Genomic DNA, 18,462 nt, shown 5'->3' with positions numbered 1-18,462 from the left:
CGCTAGCGCCCGGACCGGCCGGGCGGAACGAACCTCACCTGGATCACCCGCCGAAACCCCTTCCCCGACGACATACCGACTGGTTAGTCTGCCAAGGCAACCGAGCCGTTTCGCGTCGTGTCGAAGGAGACCGATAGTGGAGAGTCTGCAAGGCCAGGGGATCGTCGTCACCGGCGCGGGCGGCGGCATCGGCGCCGCGCTCGCCCGCCGGTTCGCCGCCGCCGGAGCGCGCGTCGTCGTCAACGACCTGGACGCGGCCAAGGCCGGTGCCGTCGCCGACGAGATCGGCGCGACCGCCGTCCCCGGCGACGCCTCCGCCGTCGTCGACGAGGCCCGCGCCGCCCTCGGCGGCACCGTCGACGTCTACTGCGCCAACGCGGGCCTCGCCTCCGGCGGCACCGAGGCCGCCGCCGAGGAGATCTGGGCCGCGGCCTGGGACGTGAACGTCATGGCGCACGTCCGCGCCGCCCACGCGCTGCTCCCCGACTGGCTGGAGCGCGGCACCGGCCGCTTCGTCTCCACCGTCTCGGCGGCCGGACTGCTCACCATGGTGGGCGCGGCCCCCTACAGCGTCACCAAGCACGGCGCCTACGCCTTCGCCGAATGGCTCTCCCTCACCTACCGGCACCGCGGCGTCAAGGTGCACGCGATCTGTCCGCAGGGCGTGCGCACCGACATGCTGACGGCCGCCGGATCAGCGGGCGACCTCGTCCTCGCGCCGACCGCCATCGAGCCGGAGGACGTCGCCGATGCACTGTTCGCGGGGATGGCCGAGGACCGCTTCCTGATCCTGCCGCACCCGGAGGTCGCCGAGTACTACGCGGCCCGCGCCGCCGTCCCCGAGCGCTGGCTCGCCAACATGAACCACATCCAGCAGAAGTGGGAGGCCGCCAAGTGACGGACCAGGCGACGGAATCGATCTACGCGGCCAAGCCCTGGCTCGGCGTCCTCAACGACGCGCAGAAGGCCCCGGTCACCCCGGCCCCCACCGTCACCCGCACCTTCGCCGACGCCGTGCGCCGCGCCCCCGACCGCACCGCCCTCGCCTACTTCGACGGCCGCCTCTCCTACGCCGAGACGGACGCCCTGTCGGACTCGGTGGCCGGCCATCTCGCCGCCCGGGGCCTGCGCCGCGGCGACCGCGTCGCGATCATGCTCCAGAACACCCCGCACTTCGTGCTCGCGCTGCTCGGCGCGTTCAAGGCGGGCGCGGTCGTCGTCCCCGTCAACCCCATGTACAAGTCGGGGGAGGTCGGGCACGTCCTGCACGACGCCGAGGTGACCGCCCTGGTCTGCTCGGACCGCGCCTGGGACACGTACCTGCGCGAGACCGCCGCCGACTCACCCGTCCGCATCGTGCTCACCGCCTGCGAACTCGATCTCCAGACGCGCAACGACGAGCGGGTCCTCACCTTCGAGAGGGTCAGCCCCGCGGCCGACGACGCCGACGACCTGGTGAACGTCGCGCGCCAGGGACACGCGGCGCCCGCGGACCGCGACCCCGGCCCCGACGACGTCGCGCTGATCAGCTACACGTCCGGGACGAGCGGCACCCCCAAGGGCGCCACGAACCTGCACCGCAACATCACCTACAACGCCGAACGGCAGCGCACCGGGCTCGGACTGCCCGAGGGCGCCACGTACTTCGCGCTCGCGCCGCTGTTCCACATCACCGGCATGGTCTGCGAACTCGTCGCGAGCTTCGCCAACGCCGGGACCCTCGCCCTCGCCTACCGCTTCGAGCCGGGCGTCGTCCTCGACGCCTTCGCCGAACACCGGCCCGCCTACACCGTCGGTCCCTCCACGGCCTTCATGGCGCTCGGCGCCCAGCCGCAGGCGACCCGCGAGCACTTCGCCTCCTTCGCCTCCATATCGTCGGGCGGCGCGCCCGTACCGCCCGCCCTCGTGGAGAAGTTCCGCGCCGCCTTCGGCCCGTACATCCACAACGGTTACGGCCTCACCGAGTGCACCGCGCCCTGCGCGTCCGTGCCGCCGGGCGTCGAGGCGCCCGTCGACCCGGTCTCCGGCACCCTCGCGGTCGGTGTCCCCGGACCCGAGTCGGTCGTCCGCATCCTCGACGACCTCGGCCACGAGGTGCCCTTCGGCGAGCAGGGCGAGATCGCGGTCCGCGGCCCCCAGGTCGTGCCCGGCTACTGGCGCCGCCCCGACGCCACCGCCGAGGCCTTCCCCGACGGCGAACTGCGCACCGGCGACATCGGCTTCATGGACGCGCGCGGCTGGCTCTACGTCGTCGACCGCAAGAAGGACATGATCAACGCGTCCGGCTTCAAGGTCTGGCCCCGTGAGGTCGAGGACGTCCTCTACACCCACCCCGCCGTGCGCGAGGCGGCCGTCGTCGGCATCCCGGACGCCTACCGCGGCGAGAGCGTCAAGGCGTACGTGAGCCTGCGCCCGGGCGCGGACGCCACCGCCGAGGAACTGTCCGCGTACTGCAAGGAGCGCCTCGCCGCGTACAAGTACCCGCGCGAGGTGGAGGTCCTGCGCGAACTCCCGAAGACCGCGAGTGGGAAGATCCTCCGGCGGGAACTGCGTTCCCCCACGGTGTGACCGGCGAAGTACAGGAAAGGCAGGTGGCGGCAGTGCCCAGGACGATGACGGACGGCGACGGCACGCCCGTTCCGCAACGGCTCCTCGCGGCCGCCACCCGGCTGTTCGCCGAGCGTGGCTACGACCGCACCTCCGTGCAGGAGATCGTGGAGGCGGCGGGCGTCACCAAAGGCGCCCTCTACCACTACTTCGGCTCGAAGGACGATCTGCTGCACGAGGTGTACGCGCGCGTGCTGCGCCTCCAGCAGGAGCGGCTCGACGCGTTCGCCGACGGCGACGAGCCCGTCGAGCGGCGGCTGCGCGCGGCGGCGGCCGACGTCGTCGTCACGACCATCGACAACCTCGACGACGCGTCGATCTTCTTCCGCTCCATGCACCACCTCAGCCCCGAGAAGAACAAGCAGGTACGGGCCGAGCGGCGCCGCTACCACGAGCGGTTCCGGGCGCTGATCGAGGAGGGCCAGAAGACGGGCGTCTTCTCCACCGAGACCCCGGCCGACCTCGTGGTCGACTACCACTTCGGCTCGATCCACCACCTGTCCACGTGGTACCGCCCCGACGGCCCACTCACCCCGCAGCAGCTCGCCGACCAACTGGCGGACCTGCTGCTGCGGGCGCTGCGGCCCTGAACGGGTTCGAGCGGCGCCCCGGCCGGGGCGCCGCTCGAACCCGTCCCTCCGGTGTCCGGCCCTACTGGAACCGCTTCAGCTCGCGCCGCGCCAGCGAACGCTGGTGCACCTCGTCGGGACCGTCCGCCAGGCGGAGCGTCCGCGCGCCGGCCCACAGTTCGGCCAGCGGGTAGTCCTGGGAGACGCCGCCCGCGCCGTGCAACTGCACCGCCTTGTCGATGATGTCGACGACCGTGCGCGGCGTCGCGATCTTGATGGCCTGGATCTCGGTGTGCGCCCCGCGGTTGCCGACCGTGTCCATCAGCCATGCCGTCTTCAGGACGAGCAGCCGCAACTGCTCCACGGCCACCCGCGCGTCCGCGATCCACTCCTGCACCACACCCTGCTGGGCGAGCGGCTTGCCGAACGCGGTACGCGCGACGGCCCGCCGGCACATCAGCTCGATGGCCCGCTCCGCCATGCCGATCAGCCGCATGCAGTGGTGGATGCGGCCCGGGCCGAGCCGCGCCTGCGCGATGCCGAAGCCGCCGCCCTCCTCACCGATCAGGTTGCTCGCCGGCACGCGCGCGTGGTCGAAGACGACCTCGGCGTGGCCGCCGTGCCAGTGGTCCTCGAAGCCGTAGACCGTCATGGCCCGGCGCACCTCGACGCCCGGGGTGTCGCGCGGCACCAGCACCATCGACTGCTGGCGGCGGATGTCAGGGCCGTCGGGGTCCGTCTTGCCCATCACGATGAAGATCTTGCAGTCGGGGTTCATGGCACCCGAGATGTAGAACTTCTTGCCCGTGACGATGTAGTCGCCCGTGCCCTCGGGGTCCCGCTCGATGTGCGTCGTGATGTTCGTGGCGTCGGAGGAGGCGACCTCCGGCTCGGTCATCGCGAACGCCGAGCGGATCTCCCCGGCGAGCAGCGGCTCCAGCCACTGCTTGCGCTGCGCCTCGCTGCCGAACTGGGCCAGCACCTCCATGTTCCCGGTGTCGGGGGCCGCGCAGTTCAGCGCGGTGGGCGCCAACTGGGGGGAGCGGCCGGTGATCTCGGCCAGCGGCGCGTACTGGAGGTTGGTCAGCCCGGCACCGTGCTCGGCGTCCGGCAGGAAGAGGTTCCACAGGCCCTGCCTGCGGGCCTCGGCCTTCAGCTCCCCGACCACGGCCGGGGTCTCCCACGGCGAGTCGAGCGCGGCGCGCTGCTCGGCGGCGACGGCCTCCGCCGGGTACACGTACGCGTCCATGAAGGCGAGGAGCCGCTCCCGGAGTTCCTCGGTGCGGGCGTCGAATGCGAAGTCCATGGGTGGGGTCAGCCTTCCTGAAGGTCCTGGAGTGTGGTGAGGCCGTGCTCGATGAAGACCGGGACCAGCTCGCCGATCCGGTCGAAGCCGGCGCCGACGGTCTGGCCGAGCGTGTAGCGGTAGTGGATGCCCTCCAGGATCACGGCGAGCTTGAACCAGGCGAACGCCGTGTACCAGGAGACCGCGGACACATCGCGCCCCGAGCGCGCGGCGTACCGCTCGACCAGCTCGCCGGGGGAGGGGTGCCCGGGGGCCGAGGCGGTCGTGGAGATGGGGGAGTCGGGCAGTTCGAGGCGGGCGCTGTACATCACGAGCAGCCCGAGGTCCGTCAGCGGGTCGCCGAGCGTGGACATCTCCCAGTCGAGGACGGCCCGGATGCGGTCGGCACCGACCGCATCGTCCCGGCGGATCAGCACGTTGTCGAGCCGGTAGTCGCCGTGCACGATCGTCGGGGCGGGCGAGCTCGGCAGCGTGCGGCCGAGCGCCGCCTGGAGCTCGTCGATGCCCGCCAGCTCCCGGTTGCGGGAGGCGTCCAGTTGCTTGCCCCAGCGGCGCAACTGCCGGTCGAGGAAGCCCTCCGGGCGCCCGAAGTCGGCGAGGCCCACCTGCGCCGGGTCCACGGCGTGCAGATCCACGAGCGTGTCCACGAGCCCCAGCACGGCGGCCCGGGTCCGCTCGGGCCCGAGCGGGGCCAGCTCCGCGGCGGTGCGGTAGGGCGTGCCCTCCACGAACTCCATGACGTAGAACGGGGCCCCGAGCACGGACTCGTCCTCGCACAGCAACAGCGGCTCGGGGACCGGCACGGCGGTCGGATACAGTCCGGCGATCACCCGGTGCTCGCGCTTCATGTCGTGCGCGGTGGCCAGCACGTGCCCCAGCGGAGGCCGCCTGACCACCCACTTCGCCGACCCGTCGCTGACCTCGTACGTCAGGTTGGAGCGGCCACCCTCGATGAGCCGCCCGGACAGCGGACCGCCGACCAGGCCGGGCCGCTCACGGTCGAGGTGGGCGCGCAACTGGTCGAGGTCGAGACCAGGGGGGTGACTCATCGAGGTCCTCCGGGATTCCGGGTGGGCTGGGGAACGCACGCAGCGATGGACCTCATCATGCCGACCAGTCGGTATGTCGTCCAGTGGCTCAGCCGAAAGTGATCGTCGCAACGCCACCCGCAACGGCCTCCCGCAACGCCCCCCGCGACGTCACACCACGAGGGCCGCCGCGAACACCGCCAGCGCGACCGTGCACAGTGCCGCCGTGGCCGCGGCCCGCCGGGACAGCCGCGGGGGCGCCGCCTCGTGCAGGGCGAGCCCGGTGATCCGGCGGTGCGCCACCCGGAGGAACCCCAGCCACACCCCGAGGCAGAGCGCGGCGGCCACGATGCCGAGCGGCCCCACCCCACCGTGCAGCACGGTCTTCACGGCGAGCACGGCCGCGACGGTGCAGGACAGGGTCGTGCGCCGCCACGCGAGCCGGGTCCTGGCCGGCTGGAGACCGGGATCGCGCACGGCCCCGTCCGCCCCCTGGACCCCGCTCATCCCTCCCAGCCCACGAGCACCACGGCGACCATCGCGAGCGCGACCAGCGCGACGACCACACTCAGCACCGCCGGGAACCGCGACACCGGCAGATCCTCGCCGCGCCGCATCGCCCGCTCGCAGCGCACCCAGTGGCTCACCGCCCGCAGCGAGCACAGCACCCCGGCGGCGAGCAGCGCGAGCGCGAGTCCGACGCGCCAGGCCCAGCGCAGGTCGGGCAGGAACTGGTCCACGGCGAAGCCGCCACCGATGAGCGCCAGCGCGGTGCGCACCCACGCCAGGAAGGTGCGCTCGTTGGCCAGCGAGAACCGGTAGTCGGGCGTGTCGCCCTCGTCCCTGATCCGCTCGGGCGCGAACCAGAGCCGGACGTTGCGCACGAATTCGATCACCCGGAGGACCCTACCCGCGCGTCACCGGTGAGCCTTCAGACGCTCGTACGCGGCGAGGCCGTCCGGCGTCCACGACCACTCCCCGAGCCGCCGCTCCAGCTCCTCCGGGCTCAGGAAGGCGTGCCAGTCGATCTCCTCGGCCTGTGGACGCACCGGCAGACGGCAGGTCACCTCGTGGACGTACGACCACCAGGAGCCCCCGGTGCCGTCCTCGTACAGGAACTTGAACAGCGGCGTCGGCGCGGGCAGTCCGCTCACCCCCAGCTCCTCCTCGGCCTCCCGCAGGGCCGCCGCCGCATAGCTCTCCCCGGCGCCCACGACGCCGCCGACGAACATGTCGTACATTCCCGGGAAGACGAGCTTGGTGGCGGTGCGGCGGTGCACGAAGACATGGCCCCGCGCGTCGCGGGCCAGGACGAACACGGCCCGGTGCCGCAGGTTCGCCGCGTACGCCGCACCGCGCGGCGCCTGCCCGACGACGCGGTCGTGCTCGTCGACGATGTCCAGGATCTCCTCGGCGGGGTTCACGGATGCCACCGGATCTACGGGGCGCGCAGGGTTCACGGGGTCCACGGGGTCCACGGGATTCACAGGGTTCACAGGGTCCATGGGGCGAGGCTATGCGCGCATCCCTCAGGCCCCGCTGGACAACGGGTCCCGTTCCCGCGTGCCGGCGCCCGGCATGGCGGGGTGCAACCCGAGCAGCACCACCCCCGCCACGATCCCGGCCAGCCCCGCCGCCTCCCAGGCCAGCGCCCCCGCGTCCGTCCGCAGTCGGTCCCCGAGGAAACCCACCCCGCACGCGATGCCCGCCAACGGCTGCGCGGCGGTCAGCGCGGGCAGCGACATCCGCAGCGGCGCCGTCTCGAACGCGCTCTGCACCAGTACGAGCCCCGTCACCCCGAGGGCGAACACCGCGTAGGGCTGCCAGCCGGTGAGCAGCTCCGACCAGCCCCCGGCGCCGAACCGCTGACCGCTCACCCGGGTGAGCGCGTCCTGCACCCCGTACAGCAGCCCCGCCGCCACCGCGAGCAGCACCGGGCCCGCGCTGAGCCGGGACCGCTTCGCGAGCGCCGCGAGGAACAGGGCGGAGCCGACCATCACGCCGATGATCAGCCAGTGCCGCAGGGGATCGGTGACCGCGTTGCCGCCGCGCGGCTGCCCCGCCACGATGAACGCCGTCACCCCGCCCGCGAGCAGCAGCAGCCCCGCCCAGCCCTGCCGGCCGAGCGGCTGTCTGGTCTGGCGGCGCGAGAGCACCAGGGCGAACACCAGGTTCGTCGCCAGCAGCGGCTCGACCAGGGACACCTCGCCCCGGCCGAGCGCGACCGCGCCGAGCGCCATGCCGCACACCATGAGCCCGATCCCGCCGAGCCAGCGCGGCACGCGGATCAGGTCGAGCAGCAGCCGGGGGGAGAGGAAGTCGCCGAGCGGGGCGTGCCGTGCCGCGTTCTGCTGGAGGACGAAGCCGATGCCCAGGCAGAACGCCGCGCTCACGGCGAGGACCAGTACGAGAACCGACACGCTGCGCACCTCGGACGGCTGCTGGACGGGCAGGGACGGGTATCTGCCGACGATAGCGCTCAGTGGCGCCCTCCGCTCCACGAGTGCCCCGGCCGAACGCGCCGACACGCGGTCGAAACATACTCGTGTCACTTTTACAACGCCCCAGGTCAGAGCCTTGATTGCGCGGCGATTGAACGATTCAAGGAGCGAACTCGCCGCGCTCCGCGCCGAGTTGGTGAAGTCGGTCACCCGGCGACTCTTGACGCGGAGGCCCCCCTGCCGCTTTGCTGTGCGTGATCATTCGTCCCGGGCCGCGCAGTGTCGCGTCGGCGCCTCACGTTCGTCGCTTCGTTCGTCGCTTCGTATCTGCAAAAGTCGTAGAGGAACCGCCGCGGTGTCCCCACCCCCGCCTCCGCTCGGGCGCCCCCGCAAGAAGGCCGCGCACTCCTTCGACCCCGCGCTGGACGACACCGCGCTCGTCACCGCCCGCACCGCCCTCGCCCAGGGCCGGTGGACCGAGGCGCGGGCGCTGCTCGCCGCCACCGGCGAGGACTGGGACCGCCGCGGCCACCGCATGACGGTCCTCGCGCAGGAGCCCACCGCCGCCGCCTGGGTCGGCGACTGGCGCCTGGCCGAACCCGAGTCGACGGACGCCGCCGTCCTCCTCGCCTTCGCCGCCGTGCACCGCGCCGTGGCCGGCAAGGCGCGCCCCGAGAAGGCCCGCGCCGCCTGCACGCAGGCGGCGGCGCTGGACCCGCTCGACCCGACGCCCTGGCTCGGTCTGCTGCTCCTGGAGCGGGAGTTGGGGCGCGAGGAGGACGTCGTACGCCTCTTCGACGAGGTCCGTCACCGCCACCCCGTCCACCACCACGCGCACCACCTGATGGTGGCCCGGCTCGCCGAGCGGCGCGCCGACGCGGGCCAGGACCCGCTGCACGAGGTGTACGACTTCGCGGCCTGGGCGGCCGAACAGGCGCCGCTCGACTCGCCGTTGGCGGTCCTGCCGGTCATCGCGCACGCCGAGCGCTACCGCGTCCTCGCCAAGGCGGGCGTCGAACCGCCCGACCCGAAGGCGTCCGGGCACTGGACGGGACGCCGGGCCCGCCTCGTCATGAAGGCCGCCTTCGACTGGTGGCTGGAGTGGGGCGACCCGCGCGACCGGGCGGGCGCCGGCCACCCGCGGGGCCGCATCGACCTCAACTTCCTCGCCCACGCCAAGTACTGCGAGGGCCGCCCGGCCGAGGCCGCCGCCCTGTTCCACCGCATCGGCCCGCACCTCACCCCGGCCCCCTGGTCGTACCCGGACCGGGAGCCCTACGAAGCGTTCCGCGCCGCGCGCAGTGCCGCGCTCGGCTCGGCGTAGACGATCAGCCAGTGACCAGGCAGCACCCATCGGAAGGGACGACCCCGCGATGAAGACGGGCAGTTCGAGCACGAGCGACAGAGCCGTGGCGGCCGAGCCGGGCATCAGCACGTATCTGGGCGAGGAGAGCGCGCTGCGTGCGGGGCGTCTCGGCACGGCCGGGCTGCTGCTGTCCGTGCTCGCCGCGACCGGGCCGCTGATGGTGGTGGCCGGTGTGATGCCGACGACGTTCGCCGTCATGGGCGTCGTCGGACAGCCGCTGCTCTTCCTGATCCTCGGCGTCGTCCTGACCCTCTTCAGCGTCGGCTACGCGGAGATGAGCCGGCACGTGCACAACGCGGGCGCCTTCTACGCGTACATATCCCGCGGGCTCGGCCCGACCGCCGGCGCCGCCGCCGCCCTGGTCGCGCTCGTCGCCTACAGCGTCCTCCAGGTCGGCATCTTCGGCATCTTCGGCTTCGAGGTCTCGGGCCTCGCCCAGCAGTACCTGGACCTCGAACTCGCCTGGTGGATCCCGGCGCTCGTCGCGGTCGTCGCGGTCGGCACGCTCGCCCTCCTCAAGATCGACGTCAACGCGAAGGTGCTCGGCGTCCTGCTGCTCATCGAGGTCGCCGTCGTGGTCGTCTTCGACATCGCGGCGATCGGCGACCCGGGTGGCCAGGGCCTGTCCCTGCACGCCTTCGACCCGTCCACACTCTCCGGGGTCGGCCTCGGCACCGCCCTGTGCTTCTGCATCGCGGGCTTCACCGGCTTCGAGCAGGCGCCCGTCTACGCGGAGGAGACCAGCCGCCCGCACATCCTGGTGCCCCGCGTCATGTTCCTGGCCGTCGGCGGCGTCGCCGTCTTCTTCGCCCTCAGCTCGTGGGCGCTGACCGTGGCCACCGGCCCGTCCGGCATCGTCGGCGCCTCCCAGAAGCAGTCGACCGGCCTCCTGTTCGCCCTCACCGAGGACCGGCTCGGCTCCACCTTCACCGACGTCGTCCACGTCCTCTTCGTCACCGGCATGTTCGCGGCGCTGCTCAGCTTCCACAACGTGGTGGCGCGCTACGCGTTCGCGATGGGCCGCGAAGGGCTGCTCCCGGCGCGGTTCGGCCGCACCAACAGCGGCAGCGGCGCCCCGGGCACCGGCTCGATCCTCCAGTCGGTGATCTCCCTGCTCGTCGTGGTCGGGTTCGCGATCGCCGACGACGGCCCGGCCGGTGACCCGACGGCGCCCGTCCTGCACCTGTTCACCTGGGGCGGCAACGTGGGCGCGCTCGGCGTCATCCTCCTCATGGCCACGGCGTCCCTCGCGGTCATCGTCTTCTTCGTCAAGCGCGGTGCGGCGGGCCCGCAGGCCTGGCGCCTGGTGGCCTCCGGCATCGCGGGGATCGCCCTCCTCGTGATCGCCGGGTACACGATCAAGGACTTCGACGTCCTGGTCGGCTCGGGCCCCGGCTCCTCCCTCAACTGGCTGCTGCCCGGCATCATCGCCCTGGCCGCGATCGCCGGTGTCGCCTACAGCCTCGTCCTGCGCTCCCGCAACCCCGAGGCGCACGCCCGGATCGGCCTGGGCAACGAGGCGTTCCAGTTGGAGAAGAAGGCGGGCTGACCCCCACGGGCCCCCCGAGGGCCCGAGGAGCTGACGAAAGGCTTACGGCGGCCGGGAGAGGCTGGTCCCCGGCCGCCCGGGGTGCGAGATTCGAGAGGTGAACGCTCATCCCGGGCCCCGGCCCGACCCACCGGACGCCGGCGCCCCCGTCGGACGCCGCCTCATTCTCGGCATGCTGGGCGCGGGCGCGCTCACCGTCGCGGCGGCCCCCGCCCTCCAGCACGTCCTGGAGGGCGTCGCGCGCAAGGACCCCACCGGCATCAGCGATCTGCTGCCCAACGGCGGCGGCTTCCGCTACTACTCGGTCGCCTCCTCCGTCCCCCACAAGTCCGCCGAGAACTACCGCCTCACCGTCGACGGCCTCGTCGACCGGCCCGGCTCCTACACCCTCCCCGAACTGCGGGCGCTGCCCCAGACCCGCCTCGTCCGCGACGTCCAGTGCGTCACCGGCTGGCGGGTCCCGGCCACCGCCTTCGAGGGCGTCAGGCTCGCACGACTCCTGGACGCCGCCGGAGTGCGCCCGGGAGCCAGAGCCATCCGCCTGACCTGCTTCGACGGGACGTACAGCGAGAGCCTCACCCTCCGACAGGGGCGCCGCGCCGATGTGCTGGTGGCGCTGCGGATGCGGGACGAGGACCTGGGGCACGCCCACGGCGGGCCGGTGCGGCTCTACGTGGCCCCCATGTACTTCTACAAGTCGGCCAAGTGGCTGTCCGGGATCACCGTCACCGACGACGTGATGCCCGGCTACTGGGAGGAGCGGGGCTACGACGTCGACGCCTGGGTCGGCCGTTCGAACGGACGCGGCGATGAACCCACGACCTGAACCGACCGCCCGCGTACGGAGGTTCACGCCCGCCGAACGCCGGGTGCACCGCGCCACCGCCGCGCTCATGGGCGTCTGCGTCGCCACCGCGGCCTGCCTCTACCTGCCGCAGCTCGCCGAACTCGTGGGCCGCCGCGCCCTCGTCGTCACCCTCCACGAGTGGTCGGGGCTGCTGCTGCCCCTCCCGTTCCTGCTGGGCCTCGCCTCCCGCGCCTTCCGCGCGGACCTGCGCCGCCTGAACAGGTTCACGCCCCACGACACGACCTGGCTGCGCGCGGTTCTCCGGCGCCGGCCGCACCGCCCGGCGGGCAAGTTCAACGCCGGTCAGAAACTGTGGGCGGCCTGGCTCGCCGGCGCCGTGCTCGTCATGCTCGGTACCGGACTGCTCATGTGGTTCACGCACCTCGCGCCGCTGGCCTGGCGCACCGGCAGCACCTTCGTGCACGACTGGCTGGCGCTCGCGCTCGGCATCGTGCTCGCCGGACACATCGGCATGGCGGCGGCCGACCCCGAGGCCCGCAGGGGCCTGCGCACCGGCTTCGTCGGCCGTGACTGGGCCGCACGTGAACACGGCGAATGGCTCGACTGACCCCGCGGGCGGGGGGCTCAGTCCCCGAAGTCCAGCAGCACCTTGCAGGACGCCGTCCGGTCCGCCGCGAGCGCGAAGCCCCGCTCGGCATCGGCGACCGGCACCACGGCGCTGACCAGCCCCGCGAGCGAGGGCTCGCGCGCGAGGAGGTCCAGCGCGTCCTCGAACTCGGTGTCGAAGCGGAACGCGCCCCGCACCTCGATCTCCCGGCTCACCACCAGATTCCCGGCAAACGGACTTCGCCCCGGCGGCAGCATCCCGAGCTGCACCACCACACCGCCCCGCCGCACCCGGCGCAGACAGGTGTCGAGCCCGGCCGCGACCCCGGACGCCTCGACCGCCGCGTCGACCTCGTCCGGCCACCCGGGATCGGCCGGATCATCGGCCCGTACGAGGTGGTCGGCGCCCGCGACGGAGGCGTACTCCAGGGCCTTGGGCAGCAGGTCCGTCACCGTCACCCGGGCCGCGCCCGCCGCCCTCGCCGCCGCGACGACGAGGCAGCCGATCGGCCCCGCGCCGGTCACCAGCAGGTGCCGCCCGGCGAGGTCGCCGGCCCGGCGCACCGCGTGCAGCGCCACCGCGAGGGGTTCGGCGAGCACGGCCCGCTTCGGCGTAAGACCCAGGGGGAGGGGCCGCACCTGCTCCGCGGGGACGGCGATCCGGGACGCGAAGCCGCCCTGGACGTGCGGGGTACGGGCCGCGCTGCCCAGGTAGCGGGTGTCGCGGCACACGTTGCGCCGCCCGTCCCTGCACTCCGGGCACGCGCCGCACGGCGTCGCCGGATGCACGGCCACCGGGGTGCCGGGCGCGGGGCCCGAGCCACCGGGCCCGTACGCGAGGACCGTGCCGACGACCTCATGGCCCAGCACCATCGGCTCGCGCAGGCGGAAGTCGCCGACGCCGCCGTGCCGCCAGTAGTGCAGGTCGGAGCCGCACACCCCGCCGTACCGGACCGCGACGAGGGCCTCGCCGCGCCCCGGCTCGGGGGCGGGGAGCGCGTCGACGCGCAGATCACCGGCGCCGTGGATCACGCAGCCCTTCATGACACCTGCCCTATTACTAGAGAACGCTGGTCATGCCGCCGTCGACGTACAGGATCTGCCCGCTGACGAAGTCCGCGGCGGGTGAGGCGAGGAACAGCACGCCGCCCACCAGGTCCTCGGTACGGCCCCAGCGCCCGGCCGGGGTCCGACGGCGCACCCAGGCGCTGAACTCCTCGTCCCGGACGAGCGGCGCGGTCAGCTCCGTCTCGATGTAGCCGGGGCCGAGCCCGTTGACCTGGACGCCCGAGGGGCCCCAGTCGGCGCACATGCCCTTGGTCAGCATCTTCAGGGCGCCCTTCGTGGCCGCGTACGGGGCGATGCCCGGCCGGGCCACCTCGCTCTGGAGCGAGCAGATGTTGACGATCTTGCCGCGGCCCCGCACGACCATGCCGCGCGCGGCCTCCCGGGCCACCAGGAACGCGCTCGTCAGATTGGTGTCCAGGATCCGGTGCCAGTCGGCGTCGGTGAACTCCAGGAGCGGGGCGCGCAGTTGCATGCCCGCGTTGTTGACGAGGATGTCGAGCGGGCCCACCCGCTGTTCGACCTCGGCGATCCCCGCGGCCACGGCGGCGCCGTCGGTGACGTCGAACGCCGCCGTGTGGACCGGTCCGCCGAGCTCCTCGGCCGCCTTCGCCAGGTGCGCCGGGTCGCGGCCGTTGAGCACGACCGTGCAGCCGGCCTCCAGGAGACCGCGGGCCAGGGCGAACCCGATCCCGCGGCTCGATCCGGTGACGAGGGCGGTGCGACCGCTGATGTCGAACAGGGGGTGACTCATCGGCGTACGTCTCCTCGGGAGGTCGCTAGATCACCAGGGACAGCAGCAGGACCAGGGCCCCGGCCACCACGGAGATGATCGTCTCCATGATCGACCAGGTCTTGACGGTCTGCCCGACGCTGAGCCCGAAGTACTCCTTGACCAGCCAGAACCCGGCGTCGTTGACATGGCTGAAGAACAGCGAGCCCGCGCCGATCGCGAGGACCAGGAGCGCCGTGTGCGAGTCCGTCATGTCGGTGGCGAGGGGCGCGACGAGACCGGCGGCCGAGACGGTCGCGACGGTCGCCGAACCGGTGGCGAGGCGGATCACGACGGCGATGAGCCAGGCGAGCAGCAGCGCCGGGATGGACCAGTCCTCGGAGATGTCAAGGACCATCTGGCCGACGCCGGAGTCGATGAGGGTCTGCTTGAAGCCGCCGCCCGCGCCGACGATGAGCAGCACGCCCGCGATCGGGGCGAGCGACTTCTCGGTGGTGGACTGGAGCTGCCCCTTGGTGAACCCGGCCGGACGCCCGAGCGTGAACATGGCCACGATGACGGCGACGAGCAGCGCGGTCAGCGGGTTGCCGATGACATCGAAGGTGCGCTGGAGGGTGTGCTCGGGGTCGTCCACGATGATGTCGACCAGGGCCTTGGCGAGCATCATCACGACGGGCAGCAGGATGGTGGCCACGGCGGCGCCGAAGCTGGGCCGCTTCGTCAGGTCGTCGCTGGCCCGCGCGGGGATCATCTTCTCCGGCGCGGGCACGTCCACCCACTTGGCCGCGTACTTCGAGAAGACCGGTCCGGCGATGATCACCGTCGGGATGGCGACGAGGATGCCGAGCGCGAGGGTGATGCCCAGGTTGGCCTTGACCGCGTCGATCGCGACGAGCGGTCCCGGGTGCGGCGGGATCAGGCCGTGCATGACGGACAGACCGGCGAGGGCCGGGATACCGATCCGCATCAGCGAGTAGTTGCCGCGCTTGGCGACCATCAGGACGACCGGGATCAGCAGCACGATGCCGACCTCGAAGAAGAGCGGGAGCCCGATCACGGCGGCGATCAGGACCATCGCCCAGGGCATCGCCTTCCCGCCGGACTTCCCCGCCTTGGCGAGGATCGTGTCGACGATCTGGTCCGCGCCGCCGGAGTCGGCGAGCAGCTTGCCGAGGATCGCGCCGAGCGCGATCAGCACACCCACACCGGCCACCGTGGAGCCGAGGCCCGAGGTGAAGCTGGCGATCGCCTTGTCCAGCGGTGCCCCGGCGAACGCGCCGAGCGCGAGCGAGCCGATGGTCAGTGCCAGGAAGGCGTGGAGCTTGAACTTCGTGATGAGCAGGACGATGACGGCGATGCCCGCGAGGACGGCGATCCCGAGCTGGGCATGGCCCGCGGAGGTGATCGGCTCGACGGCGTCCGCTGCCAGCATCTCGACGCTGAGACTGGTCACGGTCTTTTCCCTTGGTACGTGGGGAGGGGGTTTGGGGCGGGGGCTACTCGGAGTCGAGCGCGGCGAGGGCCCGGACGGCCCGGTCCGCGATCTCCTCGGGGGAGCCCGACACATCGACACCGACGCCCGCCTCGTCCGCCTCGAGCGGCTGGAGGGTGGCGAACTGCGAGTCGAGCAGCGCGGTCGGCATGAAGTGGCCCTGCCGGTGCGACATCCGGTCCTCGATGAGCTTCCGGTCGCCGGTCAGGTGGACGAAGACGACGCCCGGTGCTCCGGCCCTGAGCCGGTCGCGGTAGCTGCGCTTGAGCGCGGAGCAGCTTACGACCCCGCCGAGCCCGGCGCGGCCGTGGGCCCATTCGCCGATGGCGTCCAGCCAGGGCCGGCGGTCCTCGTCCGTGAGGGGCGTGCCGGCCGTCATCTTGGCGATGTTGGCCGGGGGGTGGAAGTCGTCGCCCTCGGCGTAGGGAACGCCGAGCCGTTCGGCGAGCAGGGGACCGATCGTCGTCTTGCCGGTGCCTGCCACGCCCATGACCACGACGACATGGGGGGTACTCATCGCTGCCTCGCTGTCTTCATCGACATCGCTGTGTCACGTCACTGAAACCCAATAGGTCTGACGAATTCAAGAGTCTGTGATCTAAAAGTCAGACTTTTTGTTGGCTCAGCAGGAACCGTACGCTGACTCCATGACCACCAAGGACCGGGGGCTGCACGCCCGCGTACTGGACAGCCTCGGTCCCGCCATCACGGCGGGGGAGTACCCCGAAGGCAGTGTGCTGCGCACCGACGAGCTGGCCCAGCGTTACGAGGTGTCGCGGTCGGTGATGCGCGAGGCGGTGCGGGTCCTGGAGTCCATGCACCTGGTGGCGTCGCGGCGGCGCGTCGGCGTGACCGTCCGCCCGGCCGGGGAGTGGAACGTCTACGACCCGCAGGTCATCCGCTGGCGCCTGGCCGGGGCCGACCGCCCGCGCCAGCTCCGCTCGCTGACCATGCTGCGCTCGGCCGTCGAGCCGGTCGCGGCGGGGCTCGCCGCGCGGTACGCGACGGCGGAGCAGTGCGCGGCCCTCACCGAGTGCGCCCTCGGCATGGTCGCCACGTCGCGCGGCCATCAACTGGAGGCGTACCTCGTCCACGACATCGAGTTCCACCGCGTCGTGCTGAACGCGTCGGGCAACGAGATGTTCGCCCACCTCGGCGACCTGGTGGCCGAGGTCCTCGCGGGCCGCACCCACCACCAGGTCATGTTCGAGGACCCGGCCCCCGAGGCGGTCACCCTGCATGTGCGGGTCGCCGACGCGGTGCGCGAGGGCGACGCGGAGCGCGCCGAGGCGCTCACCCGGGAGATCGCGGTCGGCGCGCTCCAGGAGTTGGACATCCTCGCCCCCTGAACGCCCCCGCGCCGCGCGGGAGTCGGCAGGGCCTACTCGATGAAGTCGCCGTCGACGTACACCCACGCACCGGCCACTCGCAGGAACTGGCTGCGCTCGTGCAGCGCGCCCGCACGGCCGCCGTCCTTGTAGCGGGCGCGGAAGGTGACGGTGCCGCTCTGGTGGAACGCCGAGCCGTCGGTGGTCTCCAGGACCTCCAGGCCGGTCCAGGTGAGAGCGGGATCGAAGTCGACGCCGGGCGGCCGGGTGTCCGGGTGCCAGGTGCGCAGCAGATACGCGGCGTCCTTGCGGGCGAAGGCGCAGTACCGGGAGCGCATCAGCGCTTCGGCCGTGGGGGCCCCGGCGAGGGCGCGGTGGAAGCGGCCGCAGCAGTTCTCGTACGGCTGGGGGAGTCCGCAGGGGCAGGTGGGCACGGTGGGGCGTGGCATGCGGTCATTGTCCCCCACGCGCCCTGGGCTCTCGGGCGGCGCGGGCTCAGACCTGCTCGGCGCGGAAGGCCGCCGGGGTCGACCCGGTGTGCTGCTGGAAGAACTTGGAGAAGTTCGCCGAGTCCCCGAAGCCGACCGCCGCCCCGATCCGCCCCACCGGCAACTCCGTGTGGGCGAGCAGCCGCTTCGCCTCCAGGACCACGCGCCGGTCGATGAACGCCTTCGGGGTCTGGCCGGTCGCGGCGCGCACCGCGCGGACCAGCGTGCGGCGTGAGTAGCCGAGCTGGTCGGCGTAGGCGCTGACGCTGTGGTTCCGCGTGAAGTCCTGCTCGACCGCGGTGCGGAACCGGGTGAACGTCGTGTCCGGCTGCGGTCCGCACGCGTCCGCCGCGGCCTGCGCCGACACATGGGCGACGCGCAGCATGAACGCGGTGAGCGTATGGCGCAGGACCGAGGTGTGCAGGCTCAGCGGCAGTGTCGTCGTGTCCAGGTACTCGCGCCGCAACTGTGTCAACGACGCCTCGATCGCGGCGAGTTGGTCCGGATCGGGGCGCAACAGCGGCGGGCGGTCGTAGCGGTACATGCCGGTCGCCTCGACGATCGCGCGCGGCAGGAACCCGGGTTGCATGGTCAGGGCCGTGCCGATGTAGCTGTCGGTCGTCGAGAAGCCGTGCACCTGCCCCGGCCGGATCCACAGGATGTCCCCGGCGGCGGCCTCGTACCCGGTGAAGTCGATCATGTGGCGGACGGGGCCCTCGCGGAAGAAGAGCAGGGCGTGGAAGTCGATGCGGTGCACCCGGCGCGAGAGGCCGACGCCGCCCGCCCAGGGCCCTTCCGTGCCCATCGGGCCGACCTGGATGCCGACCCCAAAGACACTGGCGCTCGGATCGAAGGGATACGTACGGATGTGCTCCGTCGTCCCCAGATGTGCGCTCGTCTGCGCGCCGCCCTGCTCCGTCATGCACTGTCCTTGGTTTCGTCCTGCTGGCGTGTCCCATTTTCACCCAACGCTGGCACGGGGGCACCTGCCGCGCGAAAAGTATGACCTTTATCGTCGTAACTGGTTCCACCTGGGGATTTGGCCTCGGCGGGCCGCCGCCTCAGGGCACAGCAAG

At 72.5% G+C, this 18,462-nt stretch carries 20 protein-coding genes; 8 read left to right on the top strand and 12 right to left on the bottom strand.

Annotated features, from left to right (window positions below):
* The first annotated feature begins 133 nt into the window (after nt 1-133).
* The 3 genes from ACIRF8_RS32640 to ACIRF8_RS32630 are packed head-to-tail and all read left to right on the top strand — an operon-like array spanning nt 134 to nt 3,197.
* Nucleotides 134-898 (top strand): SDR family oxidoreductase, encoded by a 765-nt coding sequence (locus ACIRF8_RS32640; protein ID WP_404221083.1) that lies wholly within the window; start codon nt 134-136, stop codon nt 896-898.
* Nucleotides 895-2,568 (top strand): class I adenylate-forming enzyme family protein, encoded by a 1,674-nt coding sequence (locus tag ACIRF8_RS32635; protein ID WP_404220809.1) that lies wholly within the window; start codon nt 895-897, stop codon nt 2,566-2,568. The genes ACIRF8_RS32640 and ACIRF8_RS32635 overlap by 4 nt, the downstream gene beginning before the upstream one ends.
* Nucleotides 2,569-2,600: 32 nt before the next feature.
* A complete protein-coding gene (locus tag ACIRF8_RS32630; protein ID WP_404221081.1) occupies nt 2,601-3,197 on the top strand; it encodes a TetR/AcrR family transcriptional regulator in 597 nt (198 codons plus the stop codon).
* 61 nt (nt 3,198-3,258) lie between these two features.
* Here the strand turns inward: ACIRF8_RS32630 and ACIRF8_RS32625 are convergent, their stop codons facing one another.
* The 6 genes from ACIRF8_RS32625 to ACIRF8_RS32600 form a co-directional block, all read right to left on the bottom strand.
* Nucleotides 3,259-4,482: an acyl-CoA dehydrogenase family protein gene (locus ACIRF8_RS32625; RefSeq protein WP_404220807.1), complete on the bottom strand. Its 1,224-nt coding sequence runs from the start codon at nt 4,480-4,482 to the stop codon at nt 3,259-3,261.
* 8 nt (nt 4,483-4,490) lie between these two features.
* Nucleotides 4,491-5,531, bottom strand: a complete 1,041-nt coding sequence (locus ACIRF8_RS32620) for a phosphotransferase family protein (protein ID WP_404220804.1) — start codon at nt 5,529-5,531, stop codon at nt 4,491-4,493.
* Nucleotides 5,532-5,681: 150 nt separating this feature from the next.
* The gene (locus ACIRF8_RS32615; protein ID WP_404220801.1) at nt 5,682-6,017 is read right to left on the bottom strand and encodes a DUF202 domain-containing protein; all 336 of its coding nucleotides are present in this window, start codon (nt 6,015-6,017) and stop codon (nt 5,682-5,684) included.
* Nucleotides 6,014-6,406: a YidH family protein gene (locus ACIRF8_RS32610; protein ID WP_404220798.1), complete on the bottom strand. Its 393-nt coding sequence runs from the start codon at nt 6,404-6,406 to the stop codon at nt 6,014-6,016. Before ACIRF8_RS32610 ends, ACIRF8_RS32615 begins: the two co-directional genes overlap by 4 nt.
* A 21-nt stretch (nt 6,407-6,427) precedes the next feature.
* Nucleotides 6,428-6,934: an NUDIX hydrolase gene (locus ACIRF8_RS32605; protein WP_404220796.1), complete on the bottom strand. Its 507-nt coding sequence runs from the start codon at nt 6,932-6,934 to the stop codon at nt 6,428-6,430.
* A gap of 105 nt (nt 6,935-7,039) precedes the next feature.
* Entirely contained in the window at nt 7,040-7,930 is an 891-nt protein-coding gene (locus ACIRF8_RS32600) for a DMT family transporter (protein WP_404220794.1), read from the bottom strand.
* Between the two features lie 376 nt (nt 7,931-8,306).
* Here ACIRF8_RS32600 and ACIRF8_RS32595 point away from each other — a divergent pair, with 376 nt between their 5' ends.
* The 4 genes from ACIRF8_RS32595 to ACIRF8_RS32580 all read left to right on the top strand — a co-directional run bounded on the left by ACIRF8_RS32595 (nt 8,307) and on the right by ACIRF8_RS32580 (nt 12,281).
* Nucleotides 8,307-9,275 (top strand): hypothetical protein, encoded by a 969-nt coding sequence (locus tag ACIRF8_RS32595; protein WP_404220792.1) that lies wholly within the window; start codon nt 8,307-8,309, stop codon nt 9,273-9,275.
* A 49-nt stretch (nt 9,276-9,324) separates the two neighbouring features.
* The gene (locus tag ACIRF8_RS32590) at nt 9,325-10,866 is read left to right on the top strand and encodes an APC family permease (RefSeq protein WP_404220790.1); all 1,542 of its coding nucleotides are present in this window, start codon (nt 9,325-9,327) and stop codon (nt 10,864-10,866) included.
* Between the two features lie 172 nt (nt 10,867-11,038).
* Nucleotides 11,039-11,692 carry a molybdopterin-dependent oxidoreductase gene (locus ACIRF8_RS32585; protein ID WP_404221079.1) on the top strand — a complete coding sequence of 218 codons (654 nt, stop codon included), beginning with the start codon at nt 11,039-11,041 and terminating at the stop codon, nt 11,690-11,692.
* Entirely contained in the window at nt 11,676-12,281 is a 606-nt protein-coding gene (locus ACIRF8_RS32580; RefSeq protein WP_404220788.1) for a cytochrome b/b6 domain-containing protein, read from the top strand. The genes ACIRF8_RS32585 and ACIRF8_RS32580 overlap by 17 nt, the downstream gene beginning before the upstream one ends.
* A 17-nt stretch (nt 12,282-12,298) precedes the next feature.
* Here ACIRF8_RS32580 and ACIRF8_RS32575 read toward each other — a convergent pair whose 3' ends face one another.
* From ACIRF8_RS32575 to ACIRF8_RS32560, 4 genes are read right to left on the bottom strand one after another with little or no spacing between them, the layout of a single operon-like run.
* Nucleotides 12,299-13,324, bottom strand: a complete 1,026-nt coding sequence (locus tag ACIRF8_RS32575) for an L-idonate 5-dehydrogenase (protein ID WP_404220785.1) — start codon at nt 13,322-13,324, stop codon at nt 12,299-12,301.
* A 16-nt stretch (nt 13,325-13,340) separates the two neighbouring features.
* Nucleotides 13,341-14,099: an SDR family oxidoreductase gene (locus ACIRF8_RS32570; protein WP_404220782.1), complete on the bottom strand. Its 759-nt coding sequence runs from the start codon at nt 14,097-14,099 to the stop codon at nt 13,341-13,343.
* A 25-nt stretch (nt 14,100-14,124) separates the two neighbouring features.
* Nucleotides 14,125-15,531, bottom strand: a complete 1,407-nt coding sequence (locus ACIRF8_RS32565) for a gluconate:H+ symporter (protein ID WP_404220779.1) — start codon at nt 15,529-15,531, stop codon at nt 14,125-14,127.
* Between the two features lie 43 nt (nt 15,532-15,574).
* Nucleotides 15,575-16,087 carry a gluconokinase gene (locus tag ACIRF8_RS32560; RefSeq protein WP_404220777.1) on the bottom strand — a complete coding sequence of 171 codons (513 nt, stop codon included), beginning with the start codon at nt 16,085-16,087 and terminating at the stop codon, nt 15,575-15,577.
* Between the two features lie 130 nt (nt 16,088-16,217).
* Between ACIRF8_RS32560 and ACIRF8_RS32555 the strand changes: the two genes are divergently transcribed.
* Nucleotides 16,218-16,919 carry a FadR/GntR family transcriptional regulator gene (locus ACIRF8_RS32555; protein WP_404220774.1) on the top strand — a complete coding sequence of 234 codons (702 nt, stop codon included), beginning with the start codon at nt 16,218-16,220 and terminating at the stop codon, nt 16,917-16,919.
* Nucleotides 16,920-16,951: 32 nt separating this feature from the next.
* On the opposite strand, the gene ACIRF8_RS32550 is transcribed toward ACIRF8_RS32555, so the two are convergent.
* On the bottom strand, nt 16,952-17,347 hold the full coding sequence (locus ACIRF8_RS32550; protein ID WP_404220772.1) for a YchJ family protein: 396 nt from the start codon (nt 17,345-17,347) through the stop codon (nt 16,952-16,954).
* A 46-nt stretch (nt 17,348-17,393) separates the two neighbouring features.
* Nucleotides 17,394-18,308, bottom strand: coding sequence for a helix-turn-helix domain-containing protein (locus ACIRF8_RS32545; RefSeq protein ID WP_404220770.1), 915 nt, complete (start codon nt 18,306-18,308; stop codon nt 17,394-17,396).
* Nucleotides 18,309-18,462: the final 154 nt, after the last annotated feature.

Origin of the sequence: Streptomyces sp. NPDC102406 (assembly GCF_044765725.1) — a bacterium.
GTDB lineage: Bacteria > Actinomycetota > Actinomycetes > Streptomycetales > Streptomycetaceae > Streptomyces.
This window is presented reverse-complemented; position numbering and strand designations above follow the sequence as displayed.